The sequence below is a fragment of the Microbacterium phosphatis genome (assembly GCF_049177115.1).
Classification (GTDB): Bacteria; Actinomycetota; Actinomycetes; order Actinomycetales; family Microbacteriaceae; genus Microbacterium; species Microbacterium phosphatis.
In genome coordinates this window covers 659,929-675,205 of record NZ_CP185370.1, presented here as the reverse complement: position 1 = coordinate 675,205, position 15,277 = coordinate 659,929, and the positions used below count along the sequence as shown (strand labels likewise).

Below are 15,277 nucleotides of genomic sequence, written 5' to 3'. Positions count from 1 at the left end.
CGGTCATTCTGCCCGCCGGGATCACTCGCGGTCGAGGGGCACCTCGATGATCGTGGGGCGTCCCGGGGTGATGAGGGCCTGATCCAGCGCCGAGCGCGTGGTCACGCGGGTGTGCTCCCAGCCGTAGGTTTGGGCGAGCGCGGCGAGGTCGGCGGCCTGCGGGGTGTACTGCACCCGCTCCATGTCGTCGCGCGAGGCGACCTGCGCGACCTCGAGGCCGTCGAAGATGGTGCCGCCGCCGTCGTTGCCGACGATGATCTGGATCCGCGGATCGTCCTCCGACGCCGGCAGCAGCAGCGCGCCCGCGTCGTGCAGCAGTGCGAGATCGCCGAGCAGCACGCGCGTCACGCCGGGCCGCCCGCCGTCCTGGCTGGCGAGCGCGATGCCGAGGCCGGTCGCGATGGTGCCGTCGATGCCCGCGAGGCCGCGGTTGGCGTGCACGGGCACGCGCTTCCCGGGGAGCACGGCGTCGGCGACGCGCACGATGCGCGACGAGCCGAACATCAGCCTGTCGTGCGGCCAGGTCGCCGCCCACACGGCGGCGGCGAGCTGCGTGCGGTCGACCTCGCGGCGCACGGCGGCCAGCTCGATCCGGTTCGCCGCGGCGCGGGCCAGCGGATCCTTCGAGGTCAGGCCCTCGAGATCCGGTGCGGGGGCGTCCAGATCGACGACCTGCGCGGCCGAGGCCTGCAGCCACGCGCCCAGCCACGCGCGATCCGCATCGCCCCGGGCGACGCTCACCGCGTCGACGTGCGCGGTCGCGTGGTTGAGGTTCAGATCCTCGCCGGGGCCGCGCACGGCGATCACCTCGACGTCGGCCCGCGAGAGGAGCGCCGCGACCTCGCGCGACAGGGTGGGGTGTCCGAACACAACGGCGCGCTCGATCTGTCCGCCGAGATCCGGATCACGCAGCAGGGCGCGGTAGCCGTGGATCACCTTGCGGCCGAAGCGGGCGCCGCTGACGATCTCGGCGATGAGCGGCCAGGAGCCCTCGTGCGCCAGCTCCTCGGCGGCGGGCCCGGCATCGGCGCCTGCGATGACGACCGTGCGGGGGCCGCGCGCGAGGGCGCGAGCCTCGGCGGCCGGGGCCTGCCCGGCGATGTGGCCGGCGCGGGTCTCCCCCGCCGCGAACCAGGCGGGCAGCTCGCCGGCCAGCGGCTCGCGGAACGGCAGGTTCAGGTGGGCAGGGCCCGGGACACGGCCGGTCGCGGCGGCGAAGGCCTCCCGCGCGAGCAGGCGGACCGCGTCGGTCTCGTCGCCGGCGGGAACCGGAGCGTCCGCGGCGAAGCGGGTGAAGGATCCGAAGATCCCCGGCTGATCCGTCGCCTGGTTCGCGCCGATGCCCCGCAGCTCGGGCGGCCGGTCGGCGGTGAGCAGCAGCAGCGGGACGCCCGAGTGATGCGCCTCCATCACGGCGGGCAGCAGGTGGGCGACCGCGGTGCCGGACGTGCAGATCACCGCGGCGGGCAGGCCCGTCTCGCGGCCGATGCCGAGGGCGGTGAACCCCGCGACGCGCTCGTCGATGCGCACGTGCAGTCGGATCCGGTCGGTGCGCTCGGCCGCGGCCGCCGCGAGGGCGAGGGCCTGCGAACGGGACCCGGGGCTCACAACCACGTGGCGCACGCCCAGCGCGGCGAGCTCGTCGAGCAGCGCCGCGGCCGACTCGGTCGCGGGAGAGGCGCTCACCTCAGTGCTTCCCGTCGGGCGCGGGGTCGTCCTGATCCGGGGCGGGGTTCTCACCGCGCTTCTGCTCGGGAGTCGGATCGTCGGACTCGGAGTCGAGGCGCGCGAGCTCCTCCTCGAGGAGGCGGATGCGCTCGTCCTGGTCGTGGACGCCCTTGAGGGTGCCGAGGAAGGTCGGGTCGTCATCGGGCGCGATCACCCGCGACGTCTGCGGCCGAGCACGGCCGAGCACGAACCACAGAACACCGCCCAGCACCGGGATGAGGGCGACGATCGCGATCCACGCGCCCTTCGACACCCCGCGGTGGCGCGAGGGAGGCTGCACGGCGCAGTCGACCAGGCTGAAGACCCAGAAGACCGCGGCGCCGATGCCGAGGACGATCAGGACGCGCGTCATCTTCCAATCCTAGGCTCGCGCACCTGTGACCCGGCCGCGCCCCGGAGCCCTCACAGGGCGCATTCGTAGACTCGAACGGTGAAGAACTCGCCCGTGCTGTCCATCGTCGTCTTCTCGGTGCTGCGCCTTGCCGCGTTCCTCGTGCCGTTCACGCTGATGATGATGCTGCCGGCGTTCGCGGGCCTGTGGTGGCTGGCCGCGCTCTTCGCCGCCCTCATCGGCCTCAGCATCTCGGTGCTGTTCTTGCGCCGCCCGCTCGCCGACGCCACCACCGCGATGGCCAACCGTCGCGCCGCCCGCACCGCCGCGGCGGAGAAGCCGCGATCCGAGCGCGAGATCGAGGACGAGATCGAGGACGCCGCGAACGACGAGGCGCAGCAGGGCTGATCCCCGCTTCGGCGGGACACGGCGCAACGTCGTCCCGGACGACCGCGCGAGGGCCGGCTCAGCCGGCGAAGGCCCAGAACAGGAAGCCGGCGTAGCCGAGCGACGTGAGCGACGTCAGCGCGAGGGCGGTCACCAGCTCGCGCGGCTCGCGGTAGGTCCAGACGATCGCGATGGCGGGGCCCGCGGCCAGCAGCGCCAGCAGCGTCAGCCAGGCGATCGGGTACACGAAGGCCAGCACCACCGGGATCGCGAAGGCGATGACCAGGAAGAGCGTGAACAGGATCTGCGTCGCGCGCTTCCCGATGACGACCGTCAGCGTGCGCTTTCCGACGCGCGCGTCCTGATCGATGTCACGGAGGTTGTTGGCCAGCAGCACGGCGCAGGCGATGAGCCCGGCCCCGACCGCCCCGAACCAGGCCTCCTGCGGCAGCGCGAGGGCCTGCACCCACGTCGTCCCGAGGGTGGCCACCAGGCCGAAGAACACGAAGACGAAGACCTCGCCGAGCGCGTTGTAGCCGTAGGGGCGCTTGCCGCCCGTGTAGAACCACGCCGCGACGATGCAGACGAGGCCCAGCACCACGAACCACCACTGCTGCGTGCGGATCGTGATGGCAAGGCCGGCGATGGCCGCGATGCCGAAGAAGATGAACGCGGCGATCAGCACCGAGCGCGGCTTCACGCGCCCGGAGGCGGTGAGGCGGGTGGGGCCGACGCGGTGCGCGTCCGTGCCGCGGATGCCGTCGCTGTAGTCGTTGGCGAAGTTCACGCCGATCTGCAGCGAGACGGCCACGACCAGGCAGGTCAGCGCGATGACCCAGTGGAAGACGTCCGAGACGAGCAGCGCCGCGCCGCTTCCGATCACGACCGGGGCGACCGCCAGCGGCAGGGTGCGCAGGCGCGAGGCGCCGATCCAGTCGCCCACCGTCACGGGGCGCGCCACGGGCGACGCGGCCGCGCGCGAGATGTCGCGCTTGGCCGGGTTGCCGCTCACGCCGTAAGTCTTCGCCTTCTTCGCCACGATGGTCGATCCTATTCCCGGCCCCTCCCCCTCGCGTACGGTGGCGTCATGAAGCGCGCGTCGGTGGTGGTCATCGCGGTGGCCGTGGCGGTGCTCGGCCTGTCGGGCTGCACCGCGGCACCTCCGGCGCCGACCGCCACGGCCGACGGCGCGCCCGCGCCGGCGGAGGTCGTCGCGTCGGGGTTGGATGCCCCGTGGTCGATCGCGGTGCACCGCGACACCGTGCTGATCAGCGAACGCGACAGCGGCCGGATCCTGCAGCTCGGCGCCGACGGCGAGACGCGCGAGCTCGGGGTGGTCGACGGGGTGGTGCACGGCGGCGAGGGCGGGCTGCTCGGCCTCGCCTTCGACTCCGGCGGCCGGCTCTACGCCTATTCGACCGGCGAGAGCGGCAACAGGATCCAGCGCTTCGACGACCCGGACGACCTCGGCGACGCCGACACGATCCTCGACGGCCTGCCCGCCGCCGGGAACCACAACGGCGGGCGGCTCGCGTTCGGCCCGGACGGCATGCTGTACGCCTCGGTGGGCGATGCCGGGGATCCGTCGCGTGCGCAGGATGAGGACTCCCTGGGCGGCAAGATCCTGCGCATCACGACCGACGGCGATCCGGCCCCCCGCAACCCGGATCCGGGGTCGCCCGTGTGGTCGATGGGGCACCGCAACGTCCAGGGGCTCGCCTGGACGGCCGACGGCACGATGTACGCGACCGAGTTCGGGCAGGACACCTGGGACGAGCTGAACATCATCGAACCCGGGGCGAACTACGGCTGGCCCGAGGTCGAGGGCGCGGGCGGCGAGGACCGCGGCTTCACGGATCCCGTCCGGCAGTGGAGGACGGACGAGGCGAGCCCGAGCGGTCTCGCGATCGTGCGGGACGTGATCCTGGTCGCGAACCTCCGCGGCGAGCGCCTGCGCGCCCTGACCGCGGAGAACCCGCAGTCCAGCGTGGACCTGCACACGGGCGACCGCGTGCGCGACGTGACCGTCACGCCGGAGGGCGAGATCTGGATGCTGACGAACAACACCGACGGGCGCGGCGATCCGGGCCCGGACGACGATCGGATCCTTCGGGTGGAACTGCCGACCGGCTGAGGGCGGGTGCGTGTGCCTCGGTCTCGGGACGCCGCCGCATCGGGCGGGTGGTCACGAACCGCCGCCCGCGACCCGCCGCCGGCGGCGTGTTATGACCGGGAGCCGGGCCCCGCGAGCGCGCGCAGCGCCACCCGGTCGGGCTTCCCCGAGGCGAGGCGCGGGAGCGCGTCGACGAGGATCACCCGGGACGGCCGCGCGGGCTTTCCGATCGCGGCCTCCACCGCGACACGGGCGGCGGCGAGGGCGGCGTCGGGATCGGGGACCTCGGATCGCGCGGCCACGATGACCGGGGTCTCGCCCCAGCGCTCATCGGGGGCGGCGACCACCACCGCGTCGAACAGCTCGCGCACCACGCGCTCGACGCGATCGAGCGAGACGTTCACTCCCCCGCTGACGAGGACGTTGTCGATCCGGCCGGTGACGCGTACAACGCCGTCGTCGACCGATCCGGCGTCGCCGGTGCGGTACCAGCGTGTGCCGTCGGCCTCGCGCACGAACGCCCGTTCGGTGAGAGCCGGGTCGCCCAGGTAGCCGTCCGAGAGCGTCGGCCCCGCGATGCGCAGCTCACCCTCGACGGTCGCCACGCGCACACCGTCCAGGGGCACGCCGTCGTAGACGCAGCCGCCGGCCGTCTCGCTCGAGCCATAGGTGCGCACGATCCGGGCGCCGTGCGCGTCCGCGCGCTCGCGCAGCGATGCGGGCAGCGCCTGGCCGCCGATGAGGATCCCCTCGAATGACGCCAGCGCGCGACCGATCGCCGGATCGGCATCCGCCGCGTCGACGAGGGTCTGCAGCTGCGCCGGGACCAGCGACGCGTAGGTCGGCACGCGCGTCCCGCCGCGCGACGAGTGCATGCCGCTCACGACGTGCGCGAAGGCGGGCGCCGAGAAGCGTCCCGACAGGATCGCCGGCTCGGTGCCCTGCACCAGCGAGCGCACCAGCACCTGCACGCCGGCGACGTACGTCGCGGGCAGGGCGAGCAGCCACTGGCCGGATCCGATGCGATCGGCCGTCGCCAGCGCGCTCGAGGTGAGAGCCGACCGCGAGAGCATCACCGACTTCGGCACCCCGCTGGAGCCCGAGGTGGTCACCACCACGGCCGTGCCGCCGGGCACATCGGTCGGCAGCCGCTCGGCCGAGCCGAGAGCCACCGCCGGCCCCGCCCCGAGCGCCGCGCGCAGCGCCCGCAGCACCCCGCGCGGGTCGTCGCCGTCGAGCGGCTCGAGCCTCATCTCAGAAGTGCCAGGGGTAGGGCGACCAGTCGGGCTCGCGCTTCTCGAGGAACGAGTCGCGCCCCTCGACGGCCTCGTCGGTGCCGTAGGCGAGGCGCGTCGTCTCGCCCGCGAACACCTGCAGGCCCGGCAGGCCGTCATCGACCGCGTTGAACGCGAACTTCAGCATCCGGATCGCGGTGGGCGACTTGGTGAGGATCGTGCGCGCCATCGCCAGCGCCTCGCGCTCGAGCTCGGCGTGCGGCACCACACGGTTCACGGCGCCCATCTCGTACATGCGCTGCGCCGAGTGCTCCTCGGCCAGGAAGAACACCTCGCGGGCGAGCTTCTGTCCGATCTGTCGGGCGAAGTACGCCGATCCGTAGCCGGCGTCGAAGGATCCGACATCGGCGTCGGTCTGCTTGAACCGGCCGTGCTCGGCCGAGGCGATGGTGAGGTCGCAGACCACGTGCAGCGAATGCCCGCCGCCCGCCGCCCAGCCGGGAACGACCGCGATGACCACCTTGGGCATAAAGCGGATGAGGCGCTGCACCTCGAGGATGTGGAGGCGCCCGGCCCGCGCCGAGTCGCTGACAGACGCATCGTCGGACGAGTACTTGTAGCCGTCACGCCCGCGGATGCGCTGGTCGCCGCCCGAGCAGAACGCCCAGCCGCCGTCCTTGGGGCTCGGGCCGTTGCCCGTGAGCAGCACCACACCGATCCGGGGGTTCTGGCGTGCCTCGTCGAGGGCGCGGTACAGCTCGTCGACCGTGGCGGGGCGGAAGGCGTTGCGCACCTCCGGACGGTCGAACGCGATGCGCGCGATCCGCCCGTCCTTCGAGACGTGCGCGGTGATGTCCTGGTACCCCTCCGATCCGGGAGCGGGATCCCACTCGGACGCATCGAACAGGTCGGAGACGAAGCGGTCGGTCACCGTCTCAGCCTATTCCGGGGGCACCCGCGGCGGGGCGCCCCCGGAGGGCGACGAGGCGTCAGCCGTTGACGCGGTCGCGCCAGTCGAGCCAGCGCTGCACGGAGTCGAAGTCGATGTCCGGGCCCGAGACGCCGTGCGTGAACAGGCGCACACCCGCGGCGTACAGGGCCTGCGCCTGGTCGACATCGCGCCCGCCGAGCTCGTTCGACAGGATCAGCGTCGAGGTGTCGCGCTGCTCCTTCTCGGCCCAGGAGCGGATGACATCGAGCTTGCGGGGCAGGTCCTCCACCGAGGCGAAGCTGTGCCAGATGTCCGCATGGCGCGCGACGAGGCGCAGCGTCTTCTGCTCGCCGGCGCCGCCGATCATGATCGGGATGTCCCGCGTCGGCTCGGGGTTCAGCTGCGCCCAGCGCGACTCGATCCGCGCGAGGCTCTCGGCCAGCGCATCCAGGCGCTGCCCCGCCGTGCCGAACTCGTACCCGTACTCGTCGTAGTCGCGCTCGAACCAGCCGGAGCCCGTGCCGAAGATGAAGCGGCCGGTGTCGCCGCCGTGGGCCGAGATGTGGTCGACCGTGCGGGCCATGTCGGCCTGCAGGTCGGCGTTGCGGTAGCTGTTGCAGTTCACGAGGGTGCCGAACTCGACGCGCTCGGTCTGCTCGGCCCAGGCCGCGAGCATCGTCCAGGCCTCGAAGTGCGTGCCGTCGGGATCACCGGAGAGCGGGTAGAAGTGATCCCAGTTGAAGAGGATGTCGACACCCATGTCCTCGAGCCGCGTGACCGCGTCGCGGATCACGTTGTACGAGGCGTGGTGCTGCGGGGCGAGCTGCACGCCGAGGCGCACGGGACGGTCGGTGTCGAATCCACTCTGAGTCATGGCCAGAAGCCTAGGGGCGTGGGAGCGGACGGGGGCCGTCGATAGCCTGGTGGGATGCAGACCCTCCCCGATGGCGCGATCCTCCGCCGCGCCGAGCCCGCCGACGTCCCCGGGATCTTCGCGCGCATCGTCGAGCTCGCCGTCTACGAGCGCGAGCCGGATGCGGTCACCAGCACGCCCGAGCTGCTGCACGCGTCGCTGTTCGGCGAGAACCCCAACGTCTTCGCGCATGTGGTCGAGGCGCCAGGTGAGGACGGGACGCCGGAGGTCGCGGCCATCGCCATCTGGTTCCTGAACTACTCGACCTGGACCGGCCGCAACGGCCTCTACCTCGAGGACCTCATCGTCTCGGAGGCGCACCGCGGCCGCGGCTACGGGATCGCCCTGATGAAGGCCCTCGCCCGCGAGTGCGTCGCCCACGGCTACACCCGCTTCGAATGGACCGTCCTCGACTGGAACGAGCCGTCGATCCGCTTCTACCGCGCCATCGGCGCGAAGGGGCAGGACGAGTGGACCGTGCAGCGCGTCGACGGCGCGGCGCTCGCGGAGCTCGCCGCCGACTGATCCGAGGGGCAGGATGGGGCCATGACCGCCGAGACCACCCCGAGCCTGTCCGACGTGCTGGCCACCGTGCGGGTGGTGTCGCTGCCCCTCCACACACGCTTCCGCGGGGTCGAGCATCGCGAGGCCGCGCTGATCGAGGGCCCCGAGGGCTGGGCGGAGTTCTCGCCGTTCGTCGAGTACGAGCCCGCCGAGGCGTCGACCTGGCTGGCCGCCGCGCTCGACTTCGCGTGGCGTCCGCAGCCCCCGGCGCTGCGCACCGAGATCCCGGTGAACGCGACGATGCCGGCCGTGCCCGCCGACATCGTCCCCGAGGTGCTCGCGCGGTACGACGGCTGCCGCACCGTGAAGGTGAAGGTGGCCGAGGCCGGCCAGACCCTCGCCGACGACCACGCCCGTGTGCGCGCCGTGCGCGAGGCGATGGGCCCCGCCGGGCGCATCCGGATCGACGCCAACGGCGGCTGGAACGTCGACGAAGCCGAGCACGCCGCCCACGCCCTCGCCGAGTTCGATCTCGAGTACCTCGAGCAGCCGTGCGCCTCGGTCGACGAGCTCGCCGAGCTGCGCGCCCGGCTGCGCCGCTGGGACCTGCCGATCGCCGCCGACGAGAGCGTCCGGAAGGCGCAGGATCCGATCGCCGTCGCGCGGGCGGGCGCGGCAGACCTCATCGTCGTGAAGGCGCAGCCCCTCGGCGGGGTGCGCCGTGCGCTGGAGATCGTCGCGGAGACGGGGCTGCCGGCGGTGGTCTCGAGCGCGCTCGACACCTCGATCGGCCTCTCGCAGGGGGCGGCCCTCGCGGCGGCACTGCCCGAGCTGGCGTTCGACTGCGGCCTCGGCACCGCGTCGCTCTACGCCGCGGACGTCGTCAGGGAGCCCCTGGTGGCCCGGGGCGGTGTGATCCCCGTCGGGCGGCTGACCCCGGACGACGAGCTGCTGCGCGCGCACACGGCGAGCGCGGAGCGCACGCAGTGGTGGCATGCGCGCATCGCGCAGGCCCACGCGCTCCTGTAGGGGTCAGCAGCCGCCGGGGCCGTGCTCGATGATGAGGTCGGCGACGCGGCCGATCTCCTGCGCGCGCAGCTCGAGCAGCTGCTGCTCGGGCAGCCCGGCGATGATGCCGCGGGCCGAGACGCCCTCCCACGCCGTCAGCACAACGCGCGCGGCGTCCTCCGTCGGCAGCGTCAGCGAGAGGCCCTTGGCGCGGGCGATGTCGTCGAGCAGCACACCGACCTCGCTGATCATGCGCTGATCCTGGGCGAGGTAGGCGGCGGCGGTGCCGGCGTCGCGCATGGCGCGGTTGCGGATCTCGCTCATCAGAAGCACCCCGAGGCGCACGTCGCCGGGCACGTCGAGGGCCTCGACGAGACCCACGGTGTCGTGGGCGACGGGGCCGCCCTCGATGAGGGCCTGCACGCGCTGGCGGACCGCCTCGACCTGCTGGCTGATGAAGGATCCGGCCAGCTCGACGAAGAGCTGATCCTTCGAGGCGAAGTTCGAGTAGAAGGCGCCGCGGGTGAACCCCGCGCGCTCGCAGATGTCCTCGACCGAGGTCTCCCCCAGCCCCACCTCGGCGAACACCTGCGCGGCGGCGTCCAGGAGGCGGGCGCGGGTGTTCTCGCGGCTTCGGGTCGCGGGCTTCGCGTCGGTCACTTCGACTCCTCGGATCCTCATCCATAGGCAACTACCAGGATCCGGAGTTGCCTGCTCACCCATTACGATACACACTTGTATCGGATACAGCGTTGTATCGAATCCCCCTGTCGTTCCTTCCGGAGGCGCCTGTGTCCACGCTGCTCTACTCGCTCGGTCGCTGGTCGTACCGTCACCCCTGGCGTGTGCTGCTGGGGTGGCTACTGATCCTCGCCGCCGTCGGCGGCGCCGCCGCGGGCCTGAACAAGGGCTTCGACAACGCCTTCTCGATCCCCGGCACCGAGTCGCAGGAGGGCCTGCAGCAGCTGCAGCGCACCTTCCCGCAGGTGTCCGGCACCAGCGCCCAGTTCATCGTGGTCGCCGCCGACGGCGAGGTCGTCACGGACGACGCCTACCGCGAGCCGATCGAGGACGCGATCGCCACGATGGAGGACGTCCCCGGCGTCTCGAGCGTGACCTCGCCGTTCGACGAGATGGTCACCGGCATGGTCTCCGAGGGCGACACGGCGGCCATCGTGCGCCTGCAGTTCGAGGGCACCCAGACCGACGTCAGCGACGAGGACAAGGACGCGATGCGCGCCGTCGTCGACGACCTCCGCGCCGAGCTCCCGGATGGATCCGAGACCGCGCTGGGCGGCGAGCTGTTCGCGACCGAGCTGCCCACCATCACGATCACCGAGGCGGTCGGCGTCATCGTCGCCCTCCTCGTGCTCATCATCACCTTCCGGTCGCTGGTGCTCGCCGGCCTGCCGCTGGCCATCGCGCTCATCGGCGTGGGCATCTCGCTCCTCGGCCTGGTCGCCGCCACGCAGTGGGCCACGGTCTCGGCCACAACGCCGATGCTCGCCCTCATGCTCGGCCTCGCAGTCGGCATCGACTACTCGCTCTTCATCGCGGCGCGACATCAGGATCAGGTGCGCGCCGGCGTCGACCTCGAGGAGTCGGCCGGGCGTGCCACCGGCACCGCCGGATCCGCCGTGGTCTTCGCGGGCGTCACGGTGCTGATCGCGCTCATCGGCCTGAGCTTCGCCAACGTCCCCTTCCTCACCACGATGGGCATCGCCGCCGCAATCGCCGTGGCCGTGGCCGTGCTGATCTCCGTCACCCTGACTCCCGCGATGCTCGGCTTCGTGAAGGGCCGCGTCTCCGGCTGGAAGCTGCGCTCGCGCACGAAGAAGAAGAAGGACGCCTCGCCGAAGAAGGGCTTCGCCACGCGCTGGGTCGGCATGGTGACCCGCCACCCGGTCGTCACCACGATCGCCGTGGTCCTCACGCTCGGCGTCATGGCGATCCCCGTCGGCAGCCTCGGCCTGTCGCTGCCCAACGCGGGCGTGCTGCCCAAGGACAACGAGGCCCGCATCGGCTACGACCTCACCTCCGAGCACTTCGGCGCCGGCTTCAACGGCCCCCTCGTGCTGACCGGCACGATCGTCACGTCAACCGATCCGCTGGGCCTCATGGAGGACCTCAAGAACGAGGTCGAGAAGATCCCCGGCGTCGAGAAGGTCGCCATCTCGACCCCGAACGAGACGGCCGACACCGGCTTCGTGCAGGTCGTCCCCGAGACCGGCCCGAGCGATCCCGCCACGAACGACGTCGTCCGCGAGCTCCGCGCTCACCACGACGAGTGGCTCGAGGAGTACGGCATCGACCTCAAGGTCACCGGCGCCACGGCCATCGGCATCGACATCTCGGACCGCCTGGGCGGCGCGCTCATCCCCTTCGGCATCTTCGTCGTGGGCCTGTCGTTCGTGCTGCTGATGATCGTCTTCCGCTCGATCTGGGTGCCGCTGAAGGCCGCGCTCAGCTACCTGCTGTCGATCCTCGCCGCCTTCGGCATCGTCTCGGCGGTGTTCTCCTGGGGCTGGGGCGCCGACCTGCTGCACGTCGCCCGCACCGGCCCGATCATCGCCTTCATGCCGATCGTTGTGATGGGCGTGCTGTTCGGCCTCGCCATGGACTACGAGGTCTTCCTCGTGTCCCGCATGCGCGAGGACTTCGTCCACGCGGCACGCAAGAAGGGCGCCACGCGCGAGGTCGCCGTCGAGGCGGTGCGCACGGGCTTCTCGGCCTCGGCCCGCGTCGTCACCGCCGCCGCCGTGATCATGTTCGCGGTGTTCGCCGCCTTCGTGCCCGAGGGCGACTCGAACCTCAAGCCCATCGCCCTCGCGCTCGCCACCGGCATCGCGATCGACGCGTTCCTCGTGCGCATGACCCTGGTGCCGGCGATCATGACGCTGCTCGGCGACAAGGCCTGGTGGATGCCCCGCTGGCTCGACCGGATCCTGCCGCACTTCGACATCGAGGGCGAGGCTGTCGAGCGCGAACGCACGCTGGCCGACTGGCCCGCCCCCGGATCGACCGCCGCGATCGCCGCCGACGACCTCACCGTCGCCGCCGACGACGTGGTGCTCGCCTCCGGCCTGACCGTGCGCGCCGAGCCCGGCGAGGCGCTGGTGCTCTCGTCGACCGACCCGCGCGCGGCACGCGCCGTGGGTCTGGCGATCGCCGGCCGGGTGACCCCGACCGACGGCCTTCTGCGCGTCGCCGGGCACCTGCTGCCCGGTCGCGCCGCCTGGGTCCGCGCCCACGTGGGGGTCGCCCTGCTGACGGCCGAGCCCGCGCCGGCGCGCGCCCTTCGCGACGCCCTCCGCGGCGGCACGCGGCTCGTCGTCCTCGACGGCGCCGACACCCTCGACGCCGCCGAGCGCGACCAGCTCGCCGCGCTGCTGCGCGACGCGCGCCAGGCGGCCGCACCCGACGCTCTCACGGTCGTCGCGACCGGATCCGATCCGGTCGTGTCCGCGCGCCTGTTCTCCGACGCCGGGTGGGACACCACCCAGCGCATCGACATCGCTTCCGCTCCCACCCACCTCGAGGTGAATGCATGAACCCCTTCCGCCGTCTCGCGGCCACCGGCATCGAGCGCGCCCGCAGCGCCCGGCCCATCACCTGGGTGACGCTCGTGGGCGTCCTGCTGCTGCCCGCCCTCGTGGGCGGGGTGCTCGTCGCCGCGCTGTACAACCCGACCGAGCGCCTCGACAACATGTCGGCGGCCATCGTCAACCTCGACGAGCCCGTGACGATCCAGGATCAGGTCACCCCGCTCGGACGCCAGCTGGCGGCGGGTCTGGTCGAGGGATCGGACGACGTCGACAGCAACCTGAACTGGGTGCTCTCGAACGAGGAGGACGCCGCCGACGGTCTCGCCGACGGCACCTACCAGGCCGTCGTGACGATCCCCGAGGAGTTCTCGGCGGCGGCGACGTCGTCGGGTCAGCGCCTCTCGGGTGAGGACACGACCCCCGAGCAGGCGACCATCCGCGTCGTCACGGCGCCCGACGCCCGCCTGGCCGATGAGGCCATCACCTCGCAGATCGCCGCCGTGGCCACGTCGTCGATGGGCACGATGCTGTCCGAGGCGACCCTGTCGAACGTCCTGATCGGCTTCACCACGCTGGGCGAGAAGCTCGGCGACGCCGCCGACGGGGCCACCCAGCTCGCCGACGGCGCCGGATCGGCGCACGACGGCGCCACGCAGCTCGCCGACGGCGCCACGCAGCTCGCCGACGGCGTGACCCAGCTCGGGTCCGGCGCGGGCGATCTCGCCTCCGGCGCCGGCCAGCTCGCCGACGGCGCCACGCAGGTCTCGAGCGGCGCGGCCGGTCTCGCGGGCGGCGCCACCCAGCTCGCGAACGGCATCGACGGCGTCGCCGACGGGGCCAACGGCCTCGCCGACGGCGCGAACCAGGTCTCGAGCGGCGCGGCCGGTCTGGCGACCGGCGCCAGCGGGCTCGCCGACGGCATCGACGGCGTCACCAGCGGCGCGAAGGGCCTCGCCGACGGCGCCACGCAGCTGTCCGCCGGCGCACAGGATCTCGCGGCCGGCCTCGCCGGCGACGGCACCCAGGAGAACCCGGGCCTCGCCCCGGGCCTCCACACGATGGCCGACCAGCTCCTCGTGGGGGCGGACGCCGTCAAGACCAACGGGCTGGTCCCCGCCGAGATCACGGACGGCGCGGCCGCCCTTGCCGGCGGCCTGACCGAGCTGTCGCGGCAGTGCGCCGCATCGGGTGCGTCCGCCGAGTTCTGCCAGCAGCTGGCCGGCTACTCGGCCGGCGCCACCCAGGCCTCGGATGGCATCGCGACCTTCGCGCAGGAGGCCCCGAAGGAGGTCGAGTCCCAGCTGCGCCTCGCCGGCGACGGGGCCGCGCAGCTCGCCGCGGGTGCCGACAAGGCATCGGCCGGAGCCTCGCAGCTCGCCACCGGCGCGAGCGAGCTCGCCGCGGGCGCGACGCAGCTGTCGGACGGCACCGTGCAGCTCTCCGCCGGCGCCGACCAGCTCTCGACGGGCGCCTCGCAGCTCGCCACGGGAGCCAGCGGCCTCGCCACCGGCACCTCGCAGCTCGCCTCGGGCGCCGGCCAGCTCTCCTCGGGCGCCGGTCAGCTCTCCAGCGGCGCCTCGCAGCTCGCCACGGGAGCCAGCGGCCTCGCCACCGGCACCTCGCAGCTCGCCTCGGGCGCCGGCGCGCTGTCCTCCGGCGCCGGCCAGCTCTCCACCGGCGCGGGTGACCTCGCCACCGGAACCTCCGAGCTGGGCGACGGCATCGGCGAGCTCGCCGACGGCACCAGCACCCTGGCGAACGGCCTCGACGAGGCGGTCGAGCAGATCCCCTCGTACACCGAGGACGAGGCGAACGACATCGCCGCCGTGGTCGCCGACCCGGTGGGCGCCACGAACGGCGCGGGCGTCTCGCTGTTCGGGGCGGCCGCCGTGCCGCTGCTCGCGGCGATCGTGCTGTGGTTCGGCGGGCTCGCGACCTTCGTCGTGATGCGCTCCGTCTCGGCGCGCGCCCTCACCTCGCGCCGCGCGTCGGTGGCCCTCGCGGGCGGCACGCTGGTGCCGGCCGCGCTGGTCGGCGCGGTGCAGGGTGTGCTCGTGGCCGCCGTGATCCAGGTCGTCGGAGGCTACGAGGCCGGCACCGCCGCGGCCCTGTTCGGCCTCTGCGCCGTGATCGGCATCGCGTTCGCGGCCATCCACCAGGCCCTGACCGCCGTCTTCGGCGGGGCCGGGCGCTGGATCGGCGCGCTCATCGGCGCCACCGCCCTGGCCACCGGCATCGTCTCGACGCTGCCGGGCTGGCTCGCCGGCGTGGCCGACTTCCTGCCGACCGCCCCGGCCTACCGCGCCCTCCTCGGCGCGGTGACCGACGCGGGCGGCGCCGGCGGGGCGGTCTTCGCCCTCGTGGTCTGGGCCGTGCTGGCCTTCGTCGCGACGACGCTGGCCGTGGCGCGCAAGCGCACCGCCTCGGCCCGCGTGCTGCTGCAGGGCGCGCCGGCCTGACGCCCGCGTATCAAGCGGCCCGGTCCCTCAGGGGACCGGGCCGCTTCGCGTCGCGCCGGTGATCCCGGGTTCTCAGGGCCGGATCCGTCCATACGGCCCTGAGGATCCGGGATCCCCTGCGGT

The 15,277-nt window shown here is 73.1% G+C and carries 13 protein-coding genes; 6 read left to right on the top strand and 7 right to left on the bottom strand.

Features of this window, described 5'->3' with window-relative positions:
* Positions 1 to 21: 21 nt before the first annotated feature.
* Both menD and ACOKGD_RS03150 read right to left on the bottom strand, forming a co-directional pair.
* Positions 22 to 1,686, bottom strand: a complete 1,665-nt coding sequence (gene menD / locus ACOKGD_RS03155) for a 2-succinyl-5-enolpyruvyl-6-hydroxy-3-cyclohexene-1-carboxylic-acid synthase (RefSeq protein ID WP_342336846.1) — start codon at positions 1,684 to 1,686, stop codon at positions 22 to 24.
* A gap of 1 nt (position 1,687) precedes the next feature.
* Positions 1,688 to 2,080, bottom strand: a complete 393-nt coding sequence (locus tag ACOKGD_RS03150) for a PLD nuclease N-terminal domain-containing protein (protein ID WP_342336847.1) — start codon at positions 2,078 to 2,080, stop codon at positions 1,688 to 1,690.
* A 78-nt stretch (positions 2,081 to 2,158) separates the two neighbouring features.
* On the opposite strand from ACOKGD_RS03150, the gene ACOKGD_RS03145 reads away from it, so the two are divergent.
* Positions 2,159 to 2,467 (top strand): DUF4229 domain-containing protein, encoded by a 309-nt coding sequence (locus ACOKGD_RS03145; RefSeq protein WP_342336849.1) that lies wholly within the window; start codon positions 2,159 to 2,161, stop codon positions 2,465 to 2,467.
* Positions 2,468 to 2,525: 58 nt separating this feature from the next.
* Here ACOKGD_RS03145 and ACOKGD_RS03140 read toward each other — a convergent pair whose 3' ends face one another.
* Complete coding sequence (locus tag ACOKGD_RS03140; protein ID WP_421355080.1) at positions 2,526 to 3,485, bottom strand: 1,4-dihydroxy-2-naphthoate polyprenyltransferase; 960 nt, start codon at positions 3,483 to 3,485, stop codon at positions 2,526 to 2,528.
* Positions 3,486 to 3,533: 48 nt separating this feature from the next.
* On the opposite strand from ACOKGD_RS03140, the gene ACOKGD_RS03135 reads away from it, so the two are divergent.
* Positions 3,534 to 4,580 carry a PQQ-dependent sugar dehydrogenase gene (locus ACOKGD_RS03135; protein WP_342336851.1) on the top strand — a complete coding sequence of 349 codons (1,047 nt, stop codon included), beginning with the start codon at positions 3,534 to 3,536 and terminating at the stop codon, positions 4,578 to 4,580.
* An 89-nt stretch (positions 4,581 to 4,669) separates the two neighbouring features.
* On the opposite strand, the gene ACOKGD_RS03130 is transcribed toward ACOKGD_RS03135, so the two are convergent.
* From ACOKGD_RS03130 to ACOKGD_RS03120, 3 genes are read right to left on the bottom strand one after another with little or no spacing between them, the layout of a single operon-like run.
* Positions 4,670 to 5,812, bottom strand: a complete 1,143-nt coding sequence (locus tag ACOKGD_RS03130; RefSeq protein WP_342336852.1) for an AMP-binding protein — start codon at positions 5,810 to 5,812, stop codon at positions 4,670 to 4,672.
* Between the two features lies 1 nt (position 5,813).
* Positions 5,814 to 6,725 carry a 1,4-dihydroxy-2-naphthoyl-CoA synthase gene (locus tag ACOKGD_RS03125; protein WP_342336854.1) on the bottom strand — a complete coding sequence of 304 codons (912 nt, stop codon included), beginning with the start codon at positions 6,723 to 6,725 and terminating at the stop codon, positions 5,814 to 5,816.
* 58 nt (positions 6,726 to 6,783) lie between these two features.
* The gene (locus tag ACOKGD_RS03120) at positions 6,784 to 7,599 is read right to left on the bottom strand and encodes an LLM class F420-dependent oxidoreductase (protein WP_342336856.1); all 816 of its coding nucleotides are present in this window, start codon (positions 7,597 to 7,599) and stop codon (positions 6,784 to 6,786) included.
* 54 nt (positions 7,600 to 7,653) lie between these two features.
* Between ACOKGD_RS03120 and ACOKGD_RS03115 the strand changes: the two genes are divergently transcribed.
* Both ACOKGD_RS03115 and ACOKGD_RS03110 read left to right on the top strand, forming a co-directional pair.
* Entirely contained in the window at positions 7,654 to 8,163 is a 510-nt protein-coding gene (locus ACOKGD_RS03115) for a GNAT family N-acetyltransferase (protein ID WP_342336858.1), read from the top strand.
* Positions 8,164 to 8,184: 21 nt separating this feature from the next.
* Positions 8,185 to 9,171 (top strand): o-succinylbenzoate synthase, encoded by a 987-nt coding sequence (locus ACOKGD_RS03110; protein ID WP_342336859.1) that lies wholly within the window; start codon positions 8,185 to 8,187, stop codon positions 9,169 to 9,171.
* Between the two features lie 3 nt (positions 9,172 to 9,174).
* On the opposite strand, the gene ACOKGD_RS03105 is transcribed toward ACOKGD_RS03110, so the two are convergent.
* Positions 9,175 to 9,810 (bottom strand): TetR/AcrR family transcriptional regulator, encoded by a 636-nt coding sequence (locus tag ACOKGD_RS03105; RefSeq protein WP_342336861.1) that lies wholly within the window; start codon positions 9,808 to 9,810, stop codon positions 9,175 to 9,177.
* 131 nt (positions 9,811 to 9,941) lie between these two features.
* On the opposite strand from ACOKGD_RS03105, the gene ACOKGD_RS03100 reads away from it, so the two are divergent.
* The gene (locus ACOKGD_RS03100) at positions 9,942 to 12,701 is read left to right on the top strand and encodes an efflux RND transporter permease subunit (protein ID WP_342336862.1); all 2,760 of its coding nucleotides are present in this window, start codon (positions 9,942 to 9,944) and stop codon (positions 12,699 to 12,701) included.
* Positions 12,698 to 15,154 carry a YhgE/Pip domain-containing protein gene (locus tag ACOKGD_RS03095; protein WP_342336863.1) on the top strand — a complete coding sequence of 819 codons (2,457 nt, stop codon included), beginning with the start codon at positions 12,698 to 12,700 and terminating at the stop codon, positions 15,152 to 15,154. The genes ACOKGD_RS03100 and ACOKGD_RS03095 overlap by 4 nt, the downstream gene beginning before the upstream one ends.
* Positions 15,155 to 15,277 lie beyond the last annotated feature (123 nt).